The sequence below is a fragment of the Deefgea tanakiae genome, assembly GCF_019665765.1.
GTDB classification, from domain to species: domain Bacteria; phylum Pseudomonadota; class Gammaproteobacteria; order Burkholderiales; family Chitinibacteraceae; genus Deefgea; species Deefgea tanakiae.
The window spans coordinates 2983473-3009233 of sequence record NZ_CP081150.1 but is presented as its reverse complement, the minus strand read 5'-3'; the positions used below and the strand labels follow the sequence as shown (position 1 = coordinate 3009233).

At 50.6% G+C, this 25761-nt stretch carries 18 protein-coding genes and 3 tRNA genes; 7 read left to right on the top strand and 14 right to left on the bottom strand.

Features of this window, described 5'->3' with window-relative positions; translation table 11 throughout:
* Positions 1-13: 13 nt before the first annotated feature.
* A complete protein-coding gene (locus tag K4H28_RS14045) occupies positions 14-229 on the bottom strand; it encodes a hypothetical protein (protein ID WP_221005772.1) in 216 nt (71 codons plus the stop codon).
* Between the two features lie 158 nt (positions 230-387).
* Here K4H28_RS14045 and K4H28_RS14040 point away from each other — a divergent pair, with 158 nt between their 5' ends.
* Positions 388-615 carry a helix-turn-helix domain-containing protein gene (locus K4H28_RS14040; RefSeq protein ID WP_221005771.1) on the top strand — a complete coding sequence of 76 codons (228 nt, stop codon included), beginning with the start codon at positions 388-390 and terminating at the stop codon, positions 613-615.
* Between the two features lie 462 nt (positions 616-1077).
* Here the strand turns inward: K4H28_RS14040 and K4H28_RS14035 are convergent.
* The 9 genes from K4H28_RS14035 to K4H28_RS13995 form a co-directional block, all read right to left on the bottom strand.
* Positions 1078-1153, bottom strand: a tRNA-Met gene (locus tag K4H28_RS14035).
* A 108-nt stretch (positions 1154-1261) separates the two neighbouring features.
* Positions 1262-1337: transfer RNA gene (locus K4H28_RS14030), tRNA-Met, on the bottom strand.
* A 105-nt stretch (positions 1338-1442) separates the two neighbouring features.
* Positions 1443-1518, bottom strand: a tRNA-Met gene (locus tag K4H28_RS14025).
* A gap of 210 nt (positions 1519-1728) precedes the next feature.
* Complete coding sequence (locus tag K4H28_RS14020; protein WP_221005770.1) at positions 1729-2973, bottom strand: ABC transporter substrate-binding protein; 1245 nt, start codon at positions 2971-2973, stop codon at positions 1729-1731.
* A 189-nt stretch (positions 2974-3162) separates the two neighbouring features.
* On the bottom strand, positions 3163-4068 hold the full coding sequence (locus tag K4H28_RS14015) for a carbohydrate kinase family protein (RefSeq protein WP_221005769.1): 906 nt from the start codon (positions 4066-4068) through the stop codon (positions 3163-3165).
* Between the two features lie 20 nt (positions 4069-4088).
* Positions 4089-5279, bottom strand: coding sequence for an AGE family epimerase/isomerase (locus tag K4H28_RS14010; RefSeq protein WP_221005768.1), 1191 nt, complete (start codon positions 5277-5279; stop codon positions 4089-4091).
* A 14-nt stretch (positions 5280-5293) separates the two neighbouring features.
* A complete protein-coding gene (locus tag K4H28_RS14005) occupies positions 5294-6271 on the bottom strand; it encodes a LacI family DNA-binding transcriptional regulator (RefSeq protein ID WP_221005767.1) in 978 nt (325 codons plus the stop codon).
* On the bottom strand, positions 6268-7626 hold the full coding sequence (locus tag K4H28_RS14000; protein ID WP_221005766.1) for a glycoside hydrolase family 125 protein: 1359 nt from the start codon (positions 7624-7626) through the stop codon (positions 6268-6270). Before K4H28_RS14000 ends, K4H28_RS14005 begins: the two co-directional genes overlap by 4 nt.
* The gene (locus K4H28_RS13995; RefSeq protein WP_221005765.1) at positions 7623-10661 is read right to left on the bottom strand and encodes a glycoside hydrolase 5 family protein; all 3039 of its coding nucleotides are present in this window, start codon (positions 10659-10661) and stop codon (positions 7623-7625) included. The genes K4H28_RS14000 and K4H28_RS13995 overlap by 4 nt, the downstream gene beginning before the upstream one ends.
* A 290-nt stretch (positions 10662-10951) precedes the next feature.
* Between K4H28_RS13995 and K4H28_RS13990 the strand changes: the two genes are divergently transcribed.
* The 5 genes from K4H28_RS13990 (at position 10952) to nhaC (ending at position 15581) form a co-directional block, all read left to right on the top strand.
* A complete protein-coding gene (locus K4H28_RS13990) occupies positions 10952-11308 on the top strand; it encodes a GntR family transcriptional regulator (protein ID WP_221005764.1) in 357 nt (118 codons plus the stop codon).
* Positions 11305-12180: an ABC transporter ATP-binding protein gene (locus K4H28_RS13985; protein ID WP_221005763.1), complete on the top strand. Its 876-nt coding sequence runs from the start codon at positions 11305-11307 to the stop codon at positions 12178-12180. Before K4H28_RS13990 ends, K4H28_RS13985 begins: the two co-directional genes overlap by 4 nt.
* Positions 12167-13012 carry a hypothetical protein gene (locus tag K4H28_RS13980; protein WP_221005762.1) on the top strand — a complete coding sequence of 282 codons (846 nt, stop codon included), beginning with the start codon at positions 12167-12169 and terminating at the stop codon, positions 13010-13012. Before K4H28_RS13985 ends, K4H28_RS13980 begins: the two co-directional genes overlap by 14 nt.
* Before the next feature lie 19 nt (positions 13013-13031).
* Positions 13032-13793 carry a GIN domain-containing protein gene (locus K4H28_RS13975; protein WP_221005761.1) on the top strand — a complete coding sequence of 254 codons (762 nt, stop codon included), beginning with the start codon at positions 13032-13034 and terminating at the stop codon, positions 13791-13793.
* Positions 13794-14129: 336 nt separating this feature from the next.
* A complete protein-coding gene (gene nhaC / locus K4H28_RS13970; RefSeq protein ID WP_221005760.1) occupies positions 14130-15581 on the top strand; it encodes a Na+/H+ antiporter NhaC in 1452 nt (483 codons plus the stop codon).
* Between the two features lie 122 nt (positions 15582-15703).
* Here the strand turns inward: nhaC and K4H28_RS13965 are convergent, their stop codons facing one another.
* The 3 genes from K4H28_RS13965 to macA are packed head-to-tail and all read right to left on the bottom strand — an operon-like array spanning position 15704 to position 20237.
* A complete protein-coding gene (locus tag K4H28_RS13965; protein ID WP_221005759.1) occupies positions 15704-17113 on the bottom strand; it encodes a TolC family protein in 1410 nt (469 codons plus the stop codon).
* Positions 17113-19062 carry a MacB family efflux pump subunit gene (locus K4H28_RS13960; protein WP_221005758.1) on the bottom strand — a complete coding sequence of 650 codons (1950 nt, stop codon included), beginning with the start codon at positions 19060-19062 and terminating at the stop codon, positions 17113-17115. Before K4H28_RS13960 ends, K4H28_RS13965 begins: the two co-directional genes overlap by 1 nt.
* Complete coding sequence (gene macA, locus K4H28_RS13955; RefSeq protein WP_221005757.1) at positions 19059-20237, bottom strand: macrolide transporter subunit MacA; 1179 nt, start codon at positions 20235-20237, stop codon at positions 19059-19061. The genes K4H28_RS13960 and macA overlap by 4 nt, the downstream gene beginning before the upstream one ends.
* 306 nt (positions 20238-20543) lie before the next feature.
* On the opposite strand from macA, the gene K4H28_RS13950 reads away from it, so the two are divergent.
* Positions 20544-21887 (top strand): esterase-like activity of phytase family protein, encoded by a 1344-nt coding sequence (locus tag K4H28_RS13950; RefSeq protein ID WP_221005756.1) that lies wholly within the window; start codon positions 20544-20546, stop codon positions 21885-21887.
* Positions 21888-21966: 79 nt separating this feature from the next.
* Here K4H28_RS13950 and K4H28_RS13945 read toward each other — a convergent pair whose 3' ends face one another.
* Positions 21967-25530 carry an ImpA family metalloprotease gene (locus tag K4H28_RS13945; RefSeq protein ID WP_221005755.1) on the bottom strand — a complete coding sequence of 1188 codons (3564 nt, stop codon included), beginning with the start codon at positions 25528-25530 and terminating at the stop codon, positions 21967-21969.
* Positions 25531-25761: the final 231 nt, after the last annotated feature.

Here is a 25761-nt window from a genome sequence, read left to right as displayed (position 1 = left end):
TTTGAAGTGCCCCTTAATTTGCCAGGGGCATCGCAATGGTGTCGGCTTGTTGAGTGAGCATGTCGCTCTCAATAGCCTCCCAGATGAATAAGAATTTACGACGGCCAAATGGCTTTATGTAGTGACGGCCTTCAATCAGGCAGTTATCTACTAGTTGATTACGAATAGTGCGTGCATCGTAGTGAATGCGAGCAGCAAGTTCTTCTGTGGTTAAGTAGGTAGCACTCATGCTTTTACTCCTTCGTGATAAACTTGATTTAAGTTGACAGGACGCCATAAGGTTTCTTTGTGGCTAATTATGTCGTCCTGAACAACATAATATAGAGTTCAATGCTGCTGTCAAGCAAATAATGTCGTCCAAGACAAAATTATTTTGGAGTGAGGAGCATGATTAAGTGTTATTTGTCTCGTTTGATGGGTGATAAGAAGGTGAGAGTGGCTGATGTGGCGAGAGCAACAGGGCTTCATCGAGGGACTATTACTTTGTTATATGAAGAAACTGCGGTGCGAATTGAATTGGATGCAATGAGTAAGCTATGCGCTTATTTTGAATGTCGAGTTGAGGATTTGTTTGAGTACATTCCCGAAGCCGTGCCCAAAACAGAAAATGACTAGCTAGAGCGACGGACAAGCGCAAACACGACTGACCGCCAAATGCAAAAGGCTCCCATGACACATTGCAATTTTGTGTTCTGGGAGCCTTGATTTTATTGGGTTGCAAGAGTGTTAACGAAGGTGCGTGAGATCTTTTGACGTCATTTAGAGGCAATTTATGGTATTGGTTTCTGTGCCCATTCTGTGCCCAACAATTTTAGCGTGGGCACAGAGCAATAAAAAAAGCGAAGGTCAGGCTTGCGTACCCTAAAATTTGGGCACAGATTCCGAAGGTCAGGGCCAAAATTGTGGGCACATTTTTAGCAAAAAGACCGAAGGTCAAAACGAGTATTTTTAGAGAAAATCAAAAAGTGGTTTGGGCACGAGATGGGCACAAAAATGGGCACAGACAGATTCTGTGCCCAAATCAATAAATCCAAGACGAAAAAAAACCTAGGCTTAAGACCTAGGTTTTTTCATTTTTGGTTGCGGGAACAGGACTCGAACCTGTGACCTTCGGGTTATGAGCCCGACGAGCTGCCAACTGCTCCATCCCGCGTCTGTACTGGCTTTCAGCCCTATTGGACTGAGCAAAAATTCTTCGTTTTGGGCACAGATTGTCACAGAAGTAACAGCCGATTTTCGAAGAGTTTTTGACTTAAGTATTTGGTTGCGGGAACAGGACTCGAACCTGTGACCTTCGGGTTATGAGCCCGACGAGCTGCCAACTGCTCCATCCCGCGTCTGTACTGGCATCAGCATTATGCTGAGTGTAAAACCGCTTACTTTTGTCACACATTGTCACAGCGACAAAATGAAATATCGAAGCGATTTTTGAGGAATTTGTCTGGTTGCGGGAACAGGACTCGAACCTGTGACCTTCGGGTTATGAGCCCGACGAGCTGCCAACTGCTCCATCCCGCGACAGAGAGGCCGAACTATATAGCTGATACTGCGCTGCGTCAATGTATTTTTGCACCGAGGCTGAAATGGGTGGCAAAAAATAGATTAAATGACAAAGACTTAGCGATGGTGGGTCGTGTGATTTCGGACTTAAACGTAAAGCCAATTGGCTATGTGATTTTCCGTCACAGGCCAATTGGCTCATTCCAACCAAGGTCCAACTTAACGCGTTTATTTCTTGGCTAAACGTTTGTTCCAATCGGCAACGGCTTCATCAAGCGCTTTTTGAACGGGGATACGACCTTGAATTGCGGCGTCGATTTTATCGTTCATCAATTTATGCATAATCGCTTCATCGGGTACATCGCGAATCATAAAGTGGCGTGATTTATCGATGACCTGCGTTCCCATTTTAAAAGCCACTTTGCCCAAATCGTTTGGGTCATTCATGACTGGATCATTCGCGAGCTTGGCGTTGGTGTTTTTGGTTGAGGCAAAGGTATTCGATGCCTTGGCAAACTCGTACTGAACCTCATCGCTCGTTAGGTATTGCGCTGCTTTGACAACAGCAGCCATATTTTTCTGCCCCTTAGGTACAACATACATTGTGCTCCAGCCACCGAATGCTGCTGTTTTTGCATCATTGAGTGGGAAGCTGGTGACGCCGGCAGCAGCGTAAGCGCGTGGATTGGCTTCGTTAATCTTTTTAACGGCGTGGCCACCTTCAGCAAACATCCCAATACTATTATTGGCAAATGCGGCAATTTGCTTATCAAAAGTCAGGTCTACGTCTTTCACAATGACTCCAGCTTTATAGGCGTCAGCAAATTTTTGTACTAATGCCGCGTGCGCTGGGCTATTAAAGACTGCTTTATTTTCTTTGATGAGTGGCAAGCCTTGGAATAAGAACCAAGTTTGGAAACCATCTTGTAATTTAGGGGCCCAACCCGGTTTGCCAGTATGCTCTTTGATTTTCTTTGCGGCGGTAAAGACTTCATCGATACTATTAAATTCAGGTTTAACGCCTGATTTGGCCAGCATATCTTTGTTGTAAACCATTACTGCGGTGACTTGATAAGAAGGGAAACCATAAATTTCGCCATTCACCGTTGCATTTTGAAGTGCGGCATCAGTATATTGTGATTTAAATGGCGCAATTTCTTTTGTTACTGGTACTAATAATTTAGATGACATCTCATTCATCCATTCGGTTGGCATCATTGCAAGGCCAGGCACTTTACCGTCGGCAATTGAAGCCACCAGTGCGGGTTTCATTCCGCCCCAATTCACATCTTTATGTACTAATTCAATTTCTTTTTGCGATTTATTAAATTTATCTACAATTTGCTTGTGATAGGCATCATAAGTTCCGCCTAATGCGTGCGACCAAAATTCTACTTTAACGTTGGCATTGGCGGTCATTGCTGCAGATAAGAATACGCTGGCACAAAGTAAAGCACTAGTTTTAATTTTCATGATATCGACGTCCTCTAAAAAATGAATGATTAATTTTTTGTTCTGATAAAATCATGCGCCTATTGTTTTTGTTTGTTAAGCGTTTTTTTGTGTAATTTTCACACTGCATTTTTTGTTTTTATGTGCGCAATTAGCCATCACCAATTAAATTGGCGACAGCTAATTATTTAATTACATTTAATTTTTAACTTATATTTGGCTTGCTAATTGCATCAAGGTATTCACATCCGGTGGATTAGCACCGGCTTGGGTGCACGCCAAACTACCTGCGGCGACAGCATGGCGTAAATGGGTATCGCCACTGGCATTGGGGTATTCCAGCAAACTCCAAATCAGCCCGCCCATACTGGCATCTCCTGCGCCGACTGTATCAACAATGTTTAATCTTGGCGGTGTTTGCTGCCACTCACCATTTCCTTGATAAAGACTCGCCCCTGCTGCGCCTCGGGTATACAAAATGGTGGCGTTCGGTTGCCAGCTGCGCAGTGTCGCCAGCGCGCTGGCTTCGTCATTGGTACGAAACAGCCCGCGCAAATCTTCATCCGATATTTTAATCACATCGGCTAATTGCGCCATTTCTCGCAAGACGGGGTCGTAGGCCTCATCCATTAGCACTCTAAAATTAGGATCAAAGCTTATTTTCGCGCCGACTGCTTTTGCCTCGTGTGCCATCTGTAATAGTTTTTTGGCCAGTTGCGGGCGCGCCAAACTAATGCCACCAAAATGCAGCCAAATTTCAGAACTCAACCAGCCATTCGGCAAGAGCGCAGCGTCAAAATGCAGATCTGCACTATTGTCGCCGACAAAAAAATACGCGGGTGGCTGCGTTTGATGCACGATGGCCAAGAGCGGCGAGAACGGTAACTGCTGCATAAAGCGCAAATCTAAGCCTGCTTCACAGCTAGCAGCAATCAGCGCATCGCCAAAGCAATCTTGGCTGACCGCACCAGCAAAGGCGCTGCGCACGCCCAGTTTGGCCATCACGCGGGAGACATTCCACGTCGCGCCGCCGACTTTTTCTTGCCAGTGGCCGTCTGCACCGCGAATCATGTCAGTGAGCGCTTCACCGGCGGAAATAAATTGAGGAAAGCTCATCGTATTGCCTCTGTGAATTGCTATTTCAAAATATTGAGCACTTCATAGCACGCGCCCATCGTGTGGTAGTCGACTTTGCCAGCAGGGCTTTTTTCATCGCTGTATTTTTGATTGTCTGCGCGCAAAATTCGCCACCAAGCGCCGTGCTGGTGATCGACAAAGTGCTGCCACGCGTATGCCCACAAGCGCTGGTAATCATGCCAATAGCGCTCATTGCCGGTGCGCTCAGCCAAGAGCGCGGCGGTGGCGATGCTTTCGGCTTGTACCCAAAAGTATTTATCGCTATCGCAAATCTCGTTCTCTGGCCCAAAGCCGTAATACAGCCCGCCGTGCTCTGCATCCCAAGCGCGTTCCATCGCGGTATTAAATAGCTGCTCAGCGCGTGGTTTGAGCCATGCCAGCGGGCGGTGTCGCTCTAAAATCAATAGCAATTTAGCCCATTCGGTCAGATGGCCCGGCTGATAACCCCATGGGCGGAAAATATTGCTTTTGTCGTGTCGGTTGTAATCCCAATCCACCGACCAATCGGCGTGGTAATGCTCCCAGATCAAGCCGTTGGCGAGCGCCGCTTGTCTTTGCGTGATATTGCTAGCCAGCAATTCGGCACGATCCAGAAATTTCACATCACCCGTCGCTTCAAACGCCGCCAACATCGCTTCGCAAGCGTGCATATTGGCGTTTTGACCGCGATAGGGTTTGAGTGTCCAATCCGCACTGGCTTCGTCCGCATACAGGCCGTACTCGCTATTCCAGAAACGGAGCTCCATCAATTGCCATGTTTCTTCTAACCATTCGCGAGCTTCATCAATACCCGCCATCACGCCGTGTGCGTAAGCGAGCAAGACAAAAGCGAGGCCGTAACAATGGTTGGTGTCGTCATCCAGTTTTTTTTTACCTTGCTGCCATTGGAATTGCCACGCATAGCCGCCGCTGATGGGATCGCGATGTACTTCGTGCAAAAAGGCTAAACCGCGCCGCGCTGCGCTGAGATATTCGGCATGACCAAACTGCCGATACGCCATCGCATAGTTAAAAACAAAGCGCGTACTGCTCACTAAGTGCCGCGTGTGGGCGTCGTAAATCGTACCGTCATCACGGAAAAAATGATAAAAACCGCCGCTAGGATCAATCGCGCGTGGATGGTAAAAATTCATCGTATGCGCAATGTGCGCGATGAGGGTGTGACGGTCTTGGAAGTTGGGCAATACCATGGGTAACTCCTCGTTTAGACGCCCGTACTGGCGCGCAAAATCAGTCGTACGGGGTGCAAAGTGTCGGTAATCTCTTGGTGCTCAGCGGCGGCAAGTAGTTGCGCGACGCCAGCAGCGCCCAGCGCGGCTTTATCGACGGCAACGGTGCTCAGGTGCGCAGCCTCGGCGGCGGCAATATCGTCAAAGCCACAAATCAGCATATCGTCTGGCAGCGTCATGCCGCGCTCGCGACACGCGTCTTGCACGATGAGCGCACAGGCATCGTTAAACGCAATAATTGCGTCGGGCGGCACAGCCAAATTCAGCAATTCATTCAACGCTAAACGTGTTCCGCTGGCTAAATCCAAGCCCGGCGGAATGAGCGCTTCTAAAGCCGGATCGGCGAGGCGACCCGCTTGAAACAAGGCTTCGCGATAGCCACGTTCACGTAAACGAATCGAATGATGCGCGAGCGAGCCGGACAAAAACGCAATTCGCTGCCGACCTTGTGCGATCAATTGTGCCGTCATCAAGCGCGTTCCGGCTTGGTTGTCGGGGTTGACGCTGGCGAGTTGTGGCGCGCTGGCGTCGATCAAGGTTGTTGGTTTGCCCAAAGCTTGCACGACAGCCAGCGTTTCTGGTTCGATAAAACCCACGCATAAAATCGCATCGGCTTCTTGTTGGAGCAATTGACGACGTATTGAGCTATTGGCATTGACACTGAATGGCTGCAGCTCAATACCCTTATCTAAGCATTCAAGCCGCGCGCCGCGCTCGACTTCAGCATAGAAAGGCGTCGCGTTGGCCGTGGTGTGCTGCGCATGCAGTAAAAACAAAATGCGGCGAATCGGCTCGCGCTGTAAACGCGAAATGTCATAACCGAGTTCCGCCGCAAGTTGTTGCACATGCTGGCGTTGCTGCTCGGAAACGCCGGCTTGATGCTTGAGCGCTCGTGACGCAGTACCAATTGATACGCCAGCGGCTTGGGCGAGTGCTCTGAGGCTAATGCTCATCGCTGTACTCGCAGCTGGTTGGTTTGCAGTAGCGCAGGGAAGTCACGCGCCACGCGCAAAATCAACTCGCCAAACAGAGTATTCGCCCAAGCAAACCAGCTGCGGGTGAAGTCGCTTGGATCGTCGGGCAAGAAGGATTCATGCATCAGCGAAGAGCCGCCGTCACTGCGTTTGAGCATCGTCAGGCAGCGCGCAACTTCATCTGCATCGTTGCTCGTCAGTGCCTGCATAATCAGGCTCATCGGCCAAATTCGCGGCGCGAGCGTATGCGGGCTACCAACGCCACTGAGTTGCCCATCGCTACTTGTGAAATACCAAGGATTATCTTGGGACAGAATAAAACGGCGGGTATTGAGGTAAAGCGCATCATTTTCGCTGCATACACCCAGATACGGTAGCGATAATAGGCTTGGCACATTGGCGTCATCCATCATCAGCGCATTGCCAAAACCATCGACTTCATACGCCCAGATCGTGCCGTATTTGGGATGCTGCACGCGGGCGTAGGCGAGCAATGCGGCTTCCACTTCGTCGGCGAGGGCGCGGCAAGTTTTTGCCAAAGGCACTTGTGGATAATGCACATCCAGCAAGCTGGCTAATTGGCGCAGGCTAACGACGGCAAAATGATTGCTCGGCACCAAAAACGGCAAAATGCACGCGTCGTCCGACGGGCGAAACATCGATGCGATCAGCCCAACGGGTTTGAGCGGATTGCCCATACCATTGCACGGCAAGGTGTCCGACTGCCAATGCGTTTGGCGTGTAAAGCGATAAGGGCCTGCATCGGTTTTGCGCTGTTGTTCTATCATCGTTGCGACGGTCAACTCCATCGCGGCGAGCCAATCGGCGTCGAACACGCTGGCATCTTGCGTCGTTTGCCAAAAGCCATGTGCGAGGCGGATGGCGTAACACAGCGAATCGAGCTCCCACTTACGCTCATGAATTTCGGGGCGCATGGTGGTGTGATCATTTTGCCATTCGCTGTGCGCAGGGCCATCGTTAAACGCATTGGCATAAGGATCGAGCAAAATGCACTGCGTTTGGCGGTGAATCAGCCCCGCAATCATCCGCGCCAACTTAGGGTCTTGCTGCGCGAGTGGCAAGTAAGGCCAAACTTGCGCGCAACTATCGCGCAACCACAGTGCATGAATATCGCCAGTAATCACGAAGGTATCGGGCTTGCCGTTGATACATTCTTGGTGAAACACCGTCGTATCGAGCGTGTTTGGGTAGCAATTGATAAATAACTCGCGCAATTGATCATCGCTGATTTGCTGGCTAACTGCAGCAATTTTGGCTTCGACCGCTGCGGATGAAAAACGCGGAATGGTTGGTCGTTGGGTGGGCGAGTTCATAATTTCTCCACTGGGTGTTGCCAAAGGCTATCGACAATGTTGCCTTGCTGATCGGTCAGCCACATCAGTGCGCGGCCGGCAGAGAGTATGGTGCGGTAGGTGTGTACGCCAGCCTGCCAGTGCAGCGCGTGCTCGCGACTACTTTCGTTCACGGCAATCCACAGTGTATGCGCGGCAAATTGCTGCTGTTGCATAAAGACGCCCGCTGGTGATTTGCCCTGCCATTGCCATGCGGGCTGAATGTCGGCGGCGTTGAGTGCATATTGATATAGCGCGCTCAAAGTATCGGGATTGGCATTGAGTTCCAACGGCAGCGGACACCAAATGATTTGCCCTTTACCGAGTGAGAAATGCTCAATCCGCTCAGCATTACCTGCAGCATCGCAACCGCTGTCGAGTCGCGCGATGGCTTCGCCGATGAAGCTGGCGCGATAGGCTTGCTCACCGATTTGTAGTGTTTCTTCGCGGCTTAAATTGCGGATATCGGCCTGACTAAACGGCACGCGTTGGCAGGTATTGAAATAGCGATCAAGCGTCGCAGGCCCCGTGAGCAAAACGGTAATGGAGTGCAGAGCCAACAGCTGCTCGATTTGCTGCCAGCACGCAGCATCTATGTTTTGCGGGCAAGGCAGCAGAAGTAATTTGGGTGGCGCAGCAAATAGGCTACTTAAATCATGGTCGCCCACAGCGCGCAGGTTAGCGCCAAACTCAAACGCCAGATTGCGCACCAAAGCTTGCGTTGCATCCAGTGTTGAGCGGCGATTGCTGTAATCATTGCTAAACGGGTATACGACTGCAATCTCTGCTAATTGACGCTGATTGAGCAATACCCCAACCTTGCTGATGAATTGACCAAACGCCGCAGTAATGGACACTTCGGGTTTTTGCGAGCCATCAGCACGGCAAGCGCCGATGTGCGACTCGTTGATATTGTCCATGTGGTAGTTGCAATTCCAAATCCACTGCACCGCGCCCGCATTGCCATAGGTGTAGGCATACGCATATTTGCGTTCCAACAATTGCATCAGCTCGGCCTCATTACGGCGCGAACGGCCATTGGCGCGCGCGACGTGCATGATGCCGGTTTCTTGGATTAAGTTCGGCGTGTTGGGCGTTTTGCTAAACAAGCTGTCCCAGCCTAGCGCGTCGTTCAGCCACCAACTGTGTACGCTGGTGTAATCGACGACATCGGCAAAGAAAAACGGCGATGGGCGCTGCTGGCCGAGGGCTTCATCCTGACCAACGCAGACCATGACCTCTGGAATGAGTTCTCGAATGCTGGCCGCTAAATCAGCCGCCCATTCGCGGTGAATGGCTTGCGTGAACAACGCATAATCCAGCCAGATGCCATGCTGCTTTTCGGCGATTTCGGTGGTGTTAAAGCCAATCTGTTCGGGTTGCGGTGGCCGAACCGCCGACCAGTCTGCGAGCTGCGCTGGACTTAAATCCCATGCCCGTTGCCAATGACCAATATCGGGGTTGATTGCTTGCAAGTGCTGAATAAAGGCGCGCGTTTCAAATTCATCGCCCAAACTGCGCGGGCCGACAAAAATCCGCTGCGGATCAAACATCGATGGCTCGTTGATGAGATCCCAATGCACGCGCGTAGTGTGCGTGTGGCGGCTGACGATGCTGCGGATAAAGCGCTTTTGCGCGCTGCGGCTGCGCGGGTCGAGGTAAGGATTACGGCCTTCCCAGCTTTCCGGCGTAAAGGCAAAAAAGGTAAAGCAGCATTCCAAATCATGGCTGGCGGCGGTCAAAATAAACGCATCAATCGCGCGCAGCAGTGCTTCATTGGCGTGACCATCGACAAACATCAACTGCCGCCACGCCGTCCAAATTCCAGTGCGCAGATAATTCACACCCATGCTGGCCAGCGTCGCCATCTCTTGCTGCCAGACTGCGACATTCGGCAGGTGCAGGAATTTGCGATGCACATCGCCCGCCATATACGTCATGCCGACAATCGGCGTCGTTTTGCCATCTCGAATAAAATAATCTCGCCCGGCGCTCATCCGCGTACCGCGCGCGAGTAGCTCGGCATCGCGTCCCCAAAAGCCTTGCTGCAAATGAATCACATCTCCGAGTTCACTTTTGAATTCGGCGTGTAGTGTGTAGAGCCCTGCTTCAATCGTTTTCGGCAAGATAAAGCGTACGCTCTGAATTCCAGATTGCTGGGTATTGAGCTGTAGCTCTTGTTGATCAATGACTGCATCGCGATACATCGTCGTGATATTCGCGGTCCAATTTTGGCCCACGGCCGAGCCGAGTGCTTCCGCTTGCAAAGTCAGCGTTGCGTGCTCTCCCGGTTCATAGCAAGCAAAATCGGGTTTGAGCCAGCATTCGGTCACTCCGTGGCTAGCGTGTTCGGCGAGTTGTTCGAGCAAGGCCATACCGCCTTGCTGCCAGAACGTTTCATCCGGCGTGATATTGGCAAAGATTTGCCGCGATCCCCCCATCGTACCGCGCAAGCGCTCAATCAACACAATCGGGCTGGCGATGTGGTTTTGCTGCGCGTCCATACACATCAGCAAAGGATAAATCCGCGCATCCATTGGCCCCGCCGATCCCGAGTCGAGCGGCTGGTCTTTGGTTTTGGTTGGCATCAGCACGAAGCTATCGGTGCTGGTGGTCAGATTCAAATCAAGCTGCGTGAGGCTGTCACTCAACCAAGGGAAGTTTTTTCCCGCAGCGAGATGCGTGCTATGCGATGCATTCACTCCTTGGATTTCATGAACATCGAGTTGCCGAAACAGCGCGGCTTGCGGCTTGTGCTGGCCATTGGCATCCATGGGTTCGCTAAAAACGCCTTGCCCTAAAGTCAACATATTGCCGCCACGCGCGAGGAAATCGAGCAAAGCTGGCCATGCCGCCTGTGGGAAATAACGGCCATGCAAATGTACAAAGACGGCAGGCATCGCACAGCGGTTTAAAGCTTCGCTTAGCGCATCGGCGCACACGGCTTGCTGTGGTACGTGACTCGGGCGAACACCCGAAAAAGGAAAGTTTGCGTCGTAAAAAGCCAGCATTGCCATGGTTGCTATCCTTGGTTGAATTTTGTTTAGTTATTTTGAAGTTTGACTAAACAAAGCGCATTCTGCGCTTTAGTATTTAGAACGGCAAGACCTATCGGGCGCATTCGAAATGTAAATATTTCCATCGCATTGGCATTTTTATCGAGGCAATCAGCTGTGAAAGCGGCGTGAACTCACGATTTGACGTGTATTTCAGCAAAGAGGGATGCAGAAGTAGATAGACGTGTCGCTTGCGTTGGCTGAAAGTTAAATATATAGTGTGCTACATAACCAACACACAAGCACAGGCCATGGCTGACTGGAATAATCAATCGCCCATCTATCTGCAACTCGCGGATCGCTTGAGCCAAAACTTACTTGATGGCCAGCCTCCCGAAGGCGCGGCGATGCCGTCGGTGCGCGTTCTGGCGGCAGAATTTGCACTCAATCCGCTGACGGTTAACCGCGCCTTGCAGGCAATGGTTGACGCAGGGCTGCTCGAAAGTCGTCGCGGCTTGGGCATGTTTGTTTTGCCGCAAGCGAGCGAGCGGCTGCGGGCTTCAGAGCGAGAACGTTTTTTACAAACCGAGTGGCCACAACTGGTGGCCAAACTAGAGCGGCTGGGTATTAGCGCCGCCGATTTAACTTGGCCCAAGGAATCTGCATGAATCATTTAGTGAAAGTGAGTGAACTGACGGTGCAATACGGCGCGAAATCAGCCGTCAAGCAAGTCGCTTTTGAATTGCCAGCGGGGCGCATTATTGGCTTGCTCGGTAGCAATGGCGCAGGCAAAACGTCGCTGATGCAGGCGATGATGGGGCTAATTCCATTTCAGGGGAAGATCGATATATTGGGTTTTGACCCCAAAACCCAGCGCGAAGCGATGCTCGAACACGTTTGCTACATTCCTGACGTAGCAATTCTGCCGCCGTGGATTGTCGTGGCCGATTTACTGGAGTTGATGGTCGGCCTACATCCGAAATTCAAACTCGAACTGGCGCAGCAAAAGCTCGCCCGCACGATTATTCCGCTGGATGCCAAAGTGAAACAACTCTCACGCGGCATGATTGTTCAGCTCCATTTGGCGATTATCAGCGCAATTGACGCCAAATTGATGATTTTAGACGAGCCGACACTGGGGCTGGATATTCCAGCGCGCAAAGCGTTTTACGATATGTTGGTCAACGATTGGTGCACCGATGAGCGCACCGTGCTGATTGCAACGCATCAGGTCGATGAAATCGAAAATCTCTTGTCGGATGTGATGATGATTAACCATGGCGAGCTGGTGCTGCACGACAGCATTTCTAATTTGGAAGAGCGCTTTATTGGCGTGCGCTATGGCTTAGACGCCGCAGCCCAAATCGAAGCCGCCGCGCCGCTGCATCGCTTCCGCCAAATGGGCGGCGAATGCGCCATTTTTGCTGGCAATGCACCGGCCAATTTGGCTGAATTAGGTCAAATCTTCCGCGTCGAACTAGCCGATCTATTTGTGGCTCTTGCCCAACCCAGCATGGAGAAAGAACATGCAACAAATTAAAACGCTGATGCTGCGCGAGTGGATGCAGCACCGCCGTTCTTGGTTATTACTCGGTTTATGGACGCCTGTGATTGCGTGGGCGCTGTTGTATTTGGTTTTGTTTTATCAAGGGATGCCGCAGTTTAATAGCGTGACCATTTCCGATGCGGCCAAGGTGGCCAGCTTTGGCATTTCCGCACAGTCGAGTATGGTGCTGTATATCGCGCTGGTTGGCGTTTTGCTGACGATACCCGGCCTGCCTTACCGCGATAAAGATGATAAATCATTATCTTTTTGGCGCTCTTTGCCCATCAATGAAGCGAGCGCGGTGATTGTGCCGGTGTTGATGAATGCGTTGTTGCTACCGCTTTTGGCGATTGTGTCTGCGCTTGGGCTGAATGTCTTGCTCTCTGCGCCACTGTGGGTTTCTGGTTTGACGGCTTCCATGGGCGTGAATGTCTTGCTGGCTTTGCTCGGTTTTAGTCTGCAGGCTTTGTTGGTCTTGCTTTGGTTTTTGCCGCTGGTGCTGCTGCTGGCCTTGGGCAATAGCACGATTCGCCGTTGGGGGATTGTGATTGTTTTGATTGGCGCTTTTATGGTGCAGTCCTTGCTCGGTAGTTTGAGCCATTACGCGCCAGCGAGTCGTTTCGTGGATATCTATTTCTCGGGTCTGTTTGGTGTGATGAATCAAGTTGAATTAGAGCGCTTTTTGGCGACGGACAGCACTTTATTGATGCAAATTGGAAATCTGCTGCGTTTTGCCATCAACGTGCCTTTTGTCATCACGCTGTTGATCAGTGGACTTTGCCTTGCTGCGCTAATCTTGCGTCGCAAAGCTGGTCAAACTGCTTAATCCTTGAGGGGAAAACAACATGAATAATATGAAGCGGCTCAAGCAATGGCTATTTCCAGCTTGCGTGCTGGCGGTATTGGCCTTGGGCGCAGTGACTGTTTGGCACTCAAAACCTAATCCGCATTTTGTGATTAACAATGGCTCTGCTGCATTTGAATTTGCGCTGCAAAGCAAAGGTGCGATTCAACCGAGCGGCAAGGTGGTGCAGGTTTTGCTCAGCAACCAAGGGGCGAAATTAATTAATCATAGCCCTGTGAATGTACGGCAATTTTCTGCGCCTAAAGCAAGCGTTGAGTTAGATGAGGCGCTGCTTGCCGAGTTGGATCAGGATTTATTGGCGCAAGGCATTATTGAGCTGCGCACTGGGCAAAATATCAGCCCCAATATGCCTGCAATTGTTTTTAATAGCGCCCTTGTGGCTGAGCAAAGCGTTTTGAGCGAGGTAGAGAATCACGGTACAGGCGTCACTAGAATCCAGTCACCCAATTTGAAGCAAATCAGTGTTTCTAATCGTGGCGCAGGCCGGGTCGAAATATTGACGAGCAAAGTACAATCGGCCACTGTTTCCAATTATGGTGTCGGCGAGGTGTACCTGCCGAATGTGGGTGATGTTCAAATCGACAGTCGTGGCACAGGTAATGTGTATGTGGAAGACGCTGATGCTGCAACCGTGCAGTTGTATGGCGTAGGTACAGTTACGTTTGCCAACGAGCCGAAAGTCAATTCGACGATTAAAGGCATGGGTAAGATCAAAACCAATACTCCGCACCCTTATCAATAAAGTCAGCTTCAGTCGAATGCTAAGATTTATGGTTTAGGCAAGTGTAACTAACTAATAGGTATGTCAGCCTATAACTTTATATTTATTAGCTGTAGTCATATACATCAAATCAAGCCGTAATACGTTCTCTGACGTAATACGGCTTTTTATTTGATAACGACCCGCTAAGTCTAAGCCGCTGCCGTAAACTTGCGACAGTATTCAGTAATACAAATCTGATTTACATTGGACTACGCTACAATTGACTTAAATCTGAGTTTTAGCCGTCAGGTGATGAAATTGACGATGGCTAGGTAATTCTCAAAATAATAATTCAAGACCAAAGCGAGCCCCGTCATGCAACGCCCAGATACAGTTCAGCCGCTCAGCCTCATTGAAGCCATTATTCCCGTCGCCGCACTCATTTTATTAGTCGGTTTATCTTATTTTTTGTTTGGCGATGCTGGCGCATTGGGGCCGAATCAAGTGGCTTTGGTTGTCGCAACAATGATTGCAGTTTTCATCGGCTGGCGGCGTGGCCATTCGGGTGATGCGCTGGCGAAGGCGGCGACCGATAGCGTGTCTACGGGGATCGGCGCCGTTTTTATCTTATTTGCAGTCGGCGCATTGATTGGCACTTGGGCGCTCAGTGGCACTTTGGTGGCGATGGTGTATTACGGGCTTCAGTTACTGAGCCCGAATTACTTTTTCGTCACCGCCTGTGCAATCACCGCGCTGGTTTCATTAAGCATCGGCAGCTCATGGACAGTGGTCGGCACGATTGGCGTTGGCTTTATGGGGATTGCAATCAGCATGGATCTCAACCCAGCCATCGCAGCGGGTGCTGTGATTTCTGGTGCTTATTTTGGCGATAAATCGTCGCCACTTTCTGATTCGGCCAACTTGTCTGCCGCTGCCGCAGGGGTCGAGCTATACGACCATATTCGCGAAACGCTGCTGACATCAATTGTTGCTTTGTCTCTGGTGCTTGGGCTCTTTTTTATGTTGGGAGAGCCGGGCGACTTTGATGCGTCTGAGAAGATGGCGGCGATCAGTAATGCTTTCGAAATTACACCGCTGCTGTTTATCCCGCTGGTGGTGGTGATTGTGCTAGCGCTATTTCGCGTTCCTGCTGTGACGGCGATTTTTATGGGGGCGATTGCGGGTGGCGTGTTGGCTGTAATTGTTGCGCCAGAGCGAGTAATTGCCTTTGCCAATGCGGGCGATTTACCAGCGCCAGTGGCGATGTTCAAGGGCGTTTGGCTTGCTTTAGCCAGCGGTTATACATCCACAACGGGCTTTGCACCGATGGATTTACTGGCAACCCGTGGCGGCATGGACAGCATGCTCAATACGATTTGGCTGATTGTCAGCGCCTTGGCGTTTGGTGGCGTGGTAGAGAAAGTCGGTGTGCTTGATCGGCTGATTACGCCGATTATTAATAAAGCGAAATCCGATGGTGCTTTGGTTGGCTCTTTGTCGACATCGATTTTTGCTACCAATGTGATTACCGCCGACCAATATATCGCCATCGTGTTGCCCGGCCGCATGTTTAAAAATGCATTTGCGCAACGTGGTTTGGCGCCGGTGGTGTTGTCGCGTGCAGTGGGTGACACGGCCACGCCGACCTCGGCGCTGATTCCGTGGAATAGCTGCGGTGCGTATATGGCGGCGACCTTGGGTGTCGCCACTTGGAGTTATGCGCCCTTCGCATTCTTCTGTTTTATTAGCCCAGCACTGACGATTGCGATTGCTTATGCTGGGATTCGGATGAAGCGGATTGCGGTCGCGCCAAGCACGGAAAATTAATATCAATTAGGTATCTGTTTGAAAGCATTTGCTAAAAAGGTGTATATAGCAATACCCAAGGCCGCCAATCGTATCGCAACGTTGGCGGTTTTTTATACTGGCTTGTTGATGAGCGCTTATTGTTACGAAGTAGTTGGCGGCACCATTGGTGCGCCACCCAGCGCTTTGTAAATCTCAACCGTCGCTAAGGCGAGCTGGAATTGGTGCTGTAATAAAGCATATTCTGCTGCTTGGCGGCGAGCGCGCGCATTGAGTACGGCATCAAAGGCCATCGCACCGGCTTCATAGCGGATTTGGGTTTGCTTTTCTGCCTTGAGCGTTTCATCGGCCAGCGCCTGCATTCTTGGCAGATCGGCATTCAGCTGAGCTAAATTCGCCAGCCCAGCTTCCACTTCTTGCAGTGATATCAACCACTTTTGCCGATATTCAATTACCGTTGCTTCGTAATCTGCGGCGTTAGTTTTGTTCGACAAGGTCATTTCATTGAACTGAATAAACGGTAAAGTTAGGCCGGCACCTAATGATGCAACAGGATTGAGCAAGAAGTTAGCTAGTTCTTGGCTGCTGGTGCCCACGCCGCCGGTGAGTGACAAAGTCGGGTACCAGCTTTTTCGCGCGGCTTGCTGGTCGGCAAAGCTCGCTTGCAATTTGGCGGTGGCAGCGGCTAAATCGGGGCGGCGATTGAGCACATCGGCGGGAATTCCCGCAGGAATAGTTGGATAGACCGCAGGCAATGTCGCTGAAGTTCCCGCAGTGGATTCTGGCGTTTGATTCAGTAAAACGCCTAACTGCCATTGGCTTTTATTGAGGGCGAGTTTAGCTTTGCTGAGGTTGTTTTCCTGTTGCAAGGTATTGCTGCGCGCTTGTGTTATATCCAGACCAGACACAACACCTGCTTTGTAGCGCCGTTCGACCATGGTTTGAGTGGAACGGGCGCGCTGTAAATCATCTTGCGCTAAAACCAGTGCATTCTGATCACGGGCGATGGTCCAATACGCGGTGGCGACACTGGCCATCACACTTTGGCGCATGGCTTCTTGCTCGGCGACGCTGGCTTGCTCACGCCAACGCGCTGCTTGCTGTTGATCGGCCTGTTTGCCCCACAAATCAATTTCCCAAGATACGCCAATATTGGCGCTGGTCGATTCTCCACGATAGCGAACAGGGTCTAGCTCCCACGACGCACCTTTATTCAAGCTGGCTGACACATTCGGCTGGCGATCCAAGCCGCTTTTATCAACGGCATAGCCTGCTTTGCGTAGGCGAATAGCAGCCAGTGCTAGATCGGCATTTTGCGTGGCAGCGATGGATTGCAAGGCGACTAACTGCTCATCGGCAAAGCCCGCCCAAAACTCGGAGTCACTGCTTACTAGCGAGCTAGATTGATTTGCTTGAGTTGGCGCTGTTTGCCATTGCTGAGGCGTTGCGAGCGTTGGTGCTTGCCAAGTGGGCGAAGCACACGCCGTAAGCATAGCCAGCAGCAGCGGAGAAAGTCGAACTAAAATTTGCGTATTGCCAGTTTGCATCATCATTATTCCCGCGACAGCGCTTCAATCGGCGCCAACTGTGAGGCACGGCGCGCCGGTAAGAAACCAAATATGACCCCCACTACCGTTGAGCAAGCAACCGCCGTGCTAATCGAGCCTAGCGAGAACAGCATCTGAAAGTCTTTCATAAAGGTGTTGATGGCAAAGCCCAACAAGGCCGAGAGTGAAATACCAATCGCACCGCCGAGCAGACATACCACAATCGCTTCGATTAAAAATTGAATCCGAATATCCGATTGCCGCGCGCCAACCGCCATGCGAATACCAATTTCATGCGTGCGCTCGGTGACGGACACCAACATGATATTCATCACGCCAATCCCACCGACGACGAGTGAAATCACCCCGATTAGCATCAAAAACATCTTGATACTATTGGCGGTGCTTTGAAACGAATCCATCATGTCTTGCATATTGCGGGTGTAAAAATCTTTTTTGCCATGCCATTGCGTCATGCGGGCGGTCAATGCTTCTTCGGCGGCTTTTAGTGGCACGTCGGGTTTAATCTGCACAGAAATACTGCTGAAGTGCTGCTGTCCAAACATGCGACTAGCCGCGGTACTATAAGGCACCCAGACATCGAGCGATTCACCGCCAAACATGCCCGATTTTTTTTCAGCCACGCCAATCACTTGTACCGGCATATTGCCCAGCAGGATCACTTCACCGATACCGCTTTCATCGCCAAACAGTTTTTTCCGTGTGTCTTCACCGATCACAGCGACTTGCGCTTGCCGGCGAACATCTTCTTCGTTAAATGCCACGCCAAATTGCATCGCCTGATTGCGTAAATCAAAAAATGTCGGCGCTACCCCCTGTATCGTCGTTGCGACGTCGACGCTCTTGTGCCGCGTGCGCATACCCCTTGCCGTGATGGGCGTGACGGCCTGTACATAAGGCTCCGTCGCGATCAAAGCCAAGTCGCTTTCGCGCAGCGAAGTGACACTTTGTGCCTTATCATCCGCGACATCGCTACCGGGTATGATGTCTAGATTGTTCACGCCGAGGCTAGAGAAATTTTTTAATACTGATTCTTCCATCCCGTCGCCGAGCGCCACAATCGACACCACCGAGGCAATCCCAATGATGATGCCCAACATCGTCAGCAAACTACGCATCCGATTGGCGAGTAGCGCACGAAATGCCATCGCAAACGCTTCGCGCCAGCGCCCCATTAATGCTTGTGGCGTTGCATCGCTTGGCGTTGGAGCGGGTGGATTGTCGGGTAGTTTTTCTTCGTCCCGCGCGACATTGCAGATGTCAGACAGAATTTTGCCGTCGCGAATTTCGATAATCCGATCGGCTTGCGCAGCGACTTTGGCATCGTGCGTCACCAAAATCACTGTATGGCCTTGTTCGTGCAACTCTTTCAAAATTTGCAGCACATCCGCGCCGCTACGTGAATCAAGCGCCCCCGTTGGCTCGTCAGCCAGAATGACTTCTCCACCATTCATCAAAGCGCGGGCAATCGATACCCGTTGCTGCTGACCGCCAGAAAGTTGACGGGGTCGGTAGTTGAGTCGCTCGCCCAGACCCAAACGATCCAAGAGCATCGCGGCACGTTTTTGCCGTTCAGCCAAGGGCGTACCAGCATAAATCGCGGGCATCGCCACATTTTCAGTTGCACTCAGCGCGCCGAGCAGGTGATAGCGTTGGAAAATAAAACCAAAATGGTCGCGCCGCAGAGTCGCCAGCTCATCCGCATTGAGTTCACCCACTTCACGGCCATTAAAGCGATACGAGCCTTCCGATGGGCTGTCGAGCCCACCCAGAATATTCATCAAGGTTGATTTGCCCGAGCCTGATTGCCCAATGATCGCGACCATTTCGCCCGCTTCGATGACGATATTGATGTCGTCCAGAATACGGATTTGCTGATCACCAGCGGGAAAAACGCGGCCGATTCCCGTTAGCTCAATCACCGGCGTACTCATGCGCGCACCGAGACCTTGCCTGATTTGCGTTTCGCAGGTGCAGCCACATCGTCAGCACTGCCATTGCCGATCACGACTTTATCGCCTTCTTTTAAGCCCGATTTCACTTCTGCGACAATATTCCCGCGCAAGCCAATGTTCACCGTGCGATCTTGAATCTGCCCTTGCGCATCGAGCACTTGAACTGCAAATTGCTCGTTCGCGCCTTTTTTGCCAATTGCGCCTACCGGAATCGTCAGCACATTGCGCGCTTCTGCCAAAATGAAAGTCACCTGCGCGGTCATTTGTAGGCGCAGCAAGCCTTGCGGGTTGGGTACATAAAACAGCGCGTTATAAAACACGGCATTGTTGATGGTTTGTGGCGTAGGCTCGACAGCGGCCACGATGGCCTTAATCTTGGTTTCAGGCGCGCCTAGCACTGAGAAATATAAGGGCGTACCCGCTTTCAGGCGAACCACGTCGGCCTCGGCCACTTGTGCCTGAATTTTCATCGTATCCATATCGGCCAAAGTCAAAATCGTTGGCGCAGATTGAATTGCATTCACCGTCTGGCCTTCTTTCACCGCGATGGAGGCGACGACACCGTCGATGGGCGCCAAAATCCGCGTAAAGCCCAGATTGGTTTTGGCGGTTGCCAATTTGATTTCCGCTTGGCGCAATTGTGCAGCTAATTGGCGAATCTCGGCTTGGCGCATCTTGACGGCATTGGCGGCCGATTCGAGTTCTTTACGCGGTGTCGCGTCGCCTTCCATCATGGTTTTTTGCCGCGCTAGCTCTTGTTCGGCGTCATCGAGCATCAGCTGCTTGATGGTCTTTTGCGCCTGCAAGCCTTCGATGGACATCTGCGCTTCGTCAAAATCATTTTGCGACACGCTTGGATCAATCTCGGCCAGCAAATCGCCTTTTTTAACGCGATCACCCAATTTGACTAATAAACGCTGAATTTGCCCCGAGGCCTGCGCACCGACATCCACCGTTTTGGCCGCTTCAACCTTGCCCGTTGCTAGCACCGATACCTCGACATCACCGCGTTTAACCACGCTGGTAATCACTTGGCTCGCAGGGTCGACCTTTTCGCGGGTAAAGTAAAAATAGCCGCCAACAGCAATGACCAATAGCAAAACCCAGCGCAGCCAAGCGAGGCGAGACCAAAAACGCGAAATCGGTGACAACATTCAGATGACTCCAAAATTTTAAAACCTTGAGCAAGGCAGAAGATTACCTGAGCTAGATGGCTATGACCATGTAATAAAGTAACAATGAAATTGTTGCTGAATATGCAAAATACATCAGTATGATGTTGAATTGTTGCGGATAAATTGCAATTTATACTATGGGTATAAGCTTGAAGATCAATAATTTTAATACTTATGGAGATATACGTATTGTTTTTTGACTGAGTTGGATTTTTGTCATCGTTCTGTCATCCAACGAGCCTACTATCGCGCGCACCGTAAGCCCACATCAAGTTGAGAAATCCTATGTTTAAGTTACTTCCTATTGCGGCCCTTTTGGCTGGCTTTGTGCATGCGGCTCCCGCTTTTGAATTGCAAACCAGCGAGCATCCTGCGATTGCATCGATTGAACGCTATGCCGTGCAAAGTCCGAGCAAAGAAAATATTCCCTACAATGGTGCATTTGTCAGTGCGTTTCCAAAAGGCTTTGGTTTTGCGCCGGGATCGGGTTTGGCGCTGAAGAAAATGGATAAAGACGGCACTTTGTATTTTTGGGCAACGGGTGATCGTGGCCCGAATGGCGATGCGCCTAAAGTGCTTGAAGGTGAAAAAAAGCGTGAGGCGAAGATTTTCTTAGCGCCGGATTACGCCCCGCGATTTGCCGAAATCAAAGTAACCCGCAAGCAGTCCGCCGATGTGATTTCAAGCAAGCCATTTTTGATTGATGGTGAAGTAGCCAGCGGCCTTCCGCTACCCAAAGGCACTGTGGGTGCAACGGGTGAAGTCGCGCTAACCGATAGCTTAAAAACACTGAAGGCCAGCACGCGTGGGATCGATCCTGAAGGCATCGTCAGCGATAAGAACGGCAAACTGTGGGTGGCAGACGAATATGGTCCATTCTTGATGCACGTTGATGCCGCCAGCGGCAAAGTGCTCAAACAATTGGCGCCAGGCAAGGGTTTGCCAGAGGTGCTGAAACATCGCCAACCTAATCGTGGTTTTGAAGCGGTGGCAGTGACACCGAATGGCAAAGTGTATGCGATGTTGCAGTCAACGCTGAATGTGGATGGTGAAACCAAATCGTCGGCGCAATTTATTCGTCTTGTTGAGTTAGACCCCGCCACGGGTGCAACGCGTACCCTCGCTTATCCTCTCGATGTGGATGCGTACAAAAAAACCGGCGATGCAAAAATCGGTGATTTGGTGGCGATTGATGACACCCGCTTTGCGTTGATCGAACAAGGTAAAGGCAAAGACAAAAAGCTACGCAATGTGCTGTATGTGATTGATATTGCTGGCGCGGATAATCTGGTGGCTATCGATGGTAAAGAGCCTGAATTTGCGAGCAAAGAGGCGTTGGCGAATGTCAAAATGATACGCAAACAACGCGTACTTGATTTGCGTGAACTCGGCTGGAAAGCTGAAAAAGCTGAAGGTTTGGCGCTCTTTGAAAATGGCATTGCCATTATGAACGACAACGATTTTGGTCTAAAAACGGATTTGGCCAGTGGTAAAGACGTTGATGATGTGCTGATTAAAGACGGCCAATTACCTGATGGCGATAGCCTTGTTGTGGCACCAAGCGGTGAAGCGACTGATTTGTGGTTGTTAAATCTAAAACAGCCACTCAAAAATTACTTCCCGAAATAATCCACCAGAAAGCAAAAAGCCCTTGCTGCGTTAGCAAGGGCTTTTTTTCGTTCCTCTTTAAGTGATGACGTTGTTCAACTTAATAAGGGTAGCTTGGGGTTTGCCCTGTCAAATTAACCCATTGTCCTGTACTGGGTTGATTGTGCTTACCGCTTGCTAATGCATAAAACTCTTCAGAAACGATAGGAAAACCTAGGCTGGCGACTGAGTCGAGCGCTGTTTGCGATACGGTCATGCCATACATCGCAAAAATCGTTCGTAAGTCTTTGCCGATGATTTTTGAACTCAACACATACAACAAGTCAGGATTACTGATGGTGTTGTTGCTAAATCTGCCCATTGCATACTTGTCTTTACTATTGGCATCCCAAGCACGAGCAACCAAGCGGTCTCCTTTGGTGAGTAATGTGAAGTAATCTAATGTGGTCTCCATGCTCGGAATTGCTTCCTGCACACGATATTTACTGAACAAGAAGGCGAGCTGGAAATGCACTGCGCGCATTGGATTTTGGCCTTTGTTCATGTCCCATAAATTGGTTTGCATGTCGAGGATTTTGGCATCTCCAGTGAGTCCACTATTGCGGTTGGTGACAATCCGTTGATACAAGCCAGGGTGATCCGTTGGGTGGCCAGTGTCGATGCCCAGCGTTTTGAATTGGCGCATCATTTGAATGCTGGCGAGAACATTGTTATCACATTCAACCACGCAGCCTTTGCCATTAAAAGTAATGCGCATCACGCGCTGTACCGTGTTGTGGCCTAGTTCATGGGCATGCCCCCAACCGGTGCCACCAATGCCTGAAAACCCATCCGATGGATTACCAGAGCAAAGGAAGCCACATTGTGCGATCCAACCAATAAAGTGCTGTACGCCCGGTGCGCGATGAATCGGCCCTGTGCAATCCCAGCCAAACTGGGTGCAGAGCATCGAGACATTATTGCTCATCGGCATATTGTTGTAGCCGTTGGCAATGTGGTTGGAGTCAAACAAGCTGCCTTTAACTTGATCGATAATCACGACTTTAGGATCCGCATTGCCGATCGCTTGTTTTGCATAGCCTATCGTTTGCTGGATTTCGCCACCGACAAATTTAGACGTTTGCCAGCCAAAATCAGCCCGCTTGAGCGCGGCAACAGCCTCGGCAATATCGGCATCGCTTTGTGGTTTGGTAAAGTCAAAGTGAGCGTACTTGGCTGCACCACGAATTCTTAATGTGACACTTTGTCCTGCCGTTGCGCCGCTATAACTAAGGAAGAGTGGGCCACCGAAAGGGCTGACAAATACGCTTTCTCCGGTGTCTTGCAGCGGGATTGGGAAGGATTGTGGTTCACGTGGGCGTTTATAGCCCTCACTTTCTTTGTCGGTCAGTGGGTTGCCATAGGCACGTACATGGCTCGTTTGTAAATTCAGGCCGCTGGTGCCGCCATCATTGACCACTTCGATATACACAGGTTGGCCAGGTATCGCACCGCGACCAATTGCAGTGATACCGGATGATTGGGCGATCGTCACTTCAATGGTTTCACTCGTACTACTCACTGGAATGGTTTGCGCTACAGCAGGCATGTAATCGCCTTGACCCGTGGCGTTGACGGTGGTGCTAGCGCGATTAAACGCAACCCAAGAGTCTGACGCATACGTGCGCAAGAATTTGGCGGGCTCGCGCGTGCGGAAAATCGTGCCGTATTGGATGCTTGGGCGGTATAGATCAGCCCATTGAATCAATAATCGATGCAAGTCCGCATTGGGCGCGGTGAAGATATCAATGCCACGTTTTTGCATCCACGCCATTTCATCTTGCATTTGCGAAATGGCATTGGTCATTGCGGTTTCGGTACTGATGTTCAGGCTAGGGTTATTGTCCGCCATTTGTGTTAAGGCACTGACCAAGGCGCCCATCTGATCGGCTTTTTGTATTGAATCTGCTGCGCTACGGTCAGCCCCAACGGATACACCTGCCAAGGGGGCATAGTAGTTGCCAGGATAGCCACCCAACTCCATGCCGATGCCCTGTAATACTTTACGACCGCCTGCGGACTCAACCCAGTTGGGGTGCATATAAATAATGGCTTTGCCATTTTCTTGGTATTTGCGAACGAGTGCTGCGAGGGCAGGGTCGTCTTTCACGCCTGAGCCAAACACCAAGAGATCGGCATCTTGCCAGCAGGTATTATTTGCATCGACCAAATTACAAGGGACAACCAAAGGGCTCTTGCCGAGTCGAGTAATCATGCGACTGACGGTGGCGGCATCATAGCCTGCGGTCGTAAATCTGAGCGTTGCAGGGAGAGGCCCACTCGCTTTGCCAGTCACCACCCAATTAAAAGCTCGGGTAAACAGCGGCAGGTGTTGTGTTTCCTTTGATTGGTTGGCCATCCAAAGCAGAACATTCGCACCATAGGCCAACGCGCGCCCTTTACCATTTTGCGAAACAGCAGCCATACCGCTGCCATCATCTGCGACGATGAATGGGATGGCTGACAGTGAATTTGAGCGATGAATTTCAATACTTTCGGTGGTGTGATTCAATGCAACATTGAGGCTGGCATCACCGTAAATATCCGCAATCACCGCCGATTGCAGCTGCTGATACGACATCGCCCGCTGAGTTGCTAAGCTTAATGCTTGTTTGACTGGGTCAGATACAGGTGCTGGTGTAATAACCGGCGGCGCAGTCGTAGGCGGCAGCGTGACATCAGGGTCTTCTGTCGGTGTTGGTGTGGTGACAGCATGTCCCGGTGTTGTTGGTATGGGGGTCGTTTCTGCTTCTTCAGTCGGTGTTGGGGTTGGCGTGTTTGCCGGTTTAATCGTCGCGCTAGGCGTCGGTGTACCTGCTGGCTTAATGGTTACGATGGGAGTTGGCGTATTCACTGGGGGCATCGTCACAGCTGGAGTTGCTGACACGATAGGTTTTGTCGTTGAGTCTGGATTTACTGGTGCGACTGTATTGCTGCATTGCCCTTGATTACGCCAGTTTTTCCAATCCTTGCGTTTTTTCCAAAACTTGCTGCTGAGGATATTCGTACTGACACGTTTTGGATTCTTGTCGACATTTTGAGAGTTAGCTTGATAGTTGCTTCCACCGAAACTAATCACATCGCCAGCTGCATATAAAACACTAGCAGACCATGGTGCGGCACATGCTTTAACGATTTGTGTGCTTAAGTTCGCAGTAGGAGCGCTTGGCAATTGCAGGTTGTTGTCGACTGTATTGCTAGGCTTGATCACCGTCGTTGATGAGAAACGAATTTCGCTCGCTTGATTTGCAGCGCTCACAGGCATGCTGGCGATGGCTTTTACGGCAATATGATTATTGATGACTGTTGTTGCGATTGTGGGGATCGGTTTTGGCGTAGTAGCCACTGACGGGAGGCTTTTCTCAATCAGCGTTGTTTGATTCTGTGTCTTGGCTGTCACTGCACTTGCCACCCCAATATCCACCCATAGCGCAGGAGAGCGGCTTGGCAACCAAGTTGGATTGGTGATATGGCCTTTCAGCGCTTTGTAATCTCGCCCTTCAAAAGTAACAATATCATTGATTTGGTATGCCGTATTGCTTTGCCATAGAGGCGCGGCGAAAGAGATCGAAGAACAGAGCAAGAAGCTCACTGAATTGAAAAACAGGCGGGTAAGTTTTGGCATGGTTCGCTGGCTGAATTGAATAAAAACATCAAATTTGGACACAGCTTAGCACAATATAAGAACATGCTAATGTAATTAAGCGGTTGAAATCATGAATGGCAAGTACTAGAAAATTGCATGCCTGATGAGGCTTTATTTTTAGCTTTCATTCTTATTAAGGTTCGTTAATTGGTTTGTTTTCCGAATTCAAATTCATGGGTTCAGCGCATCGTTGTAATTCAAGCAAAATCC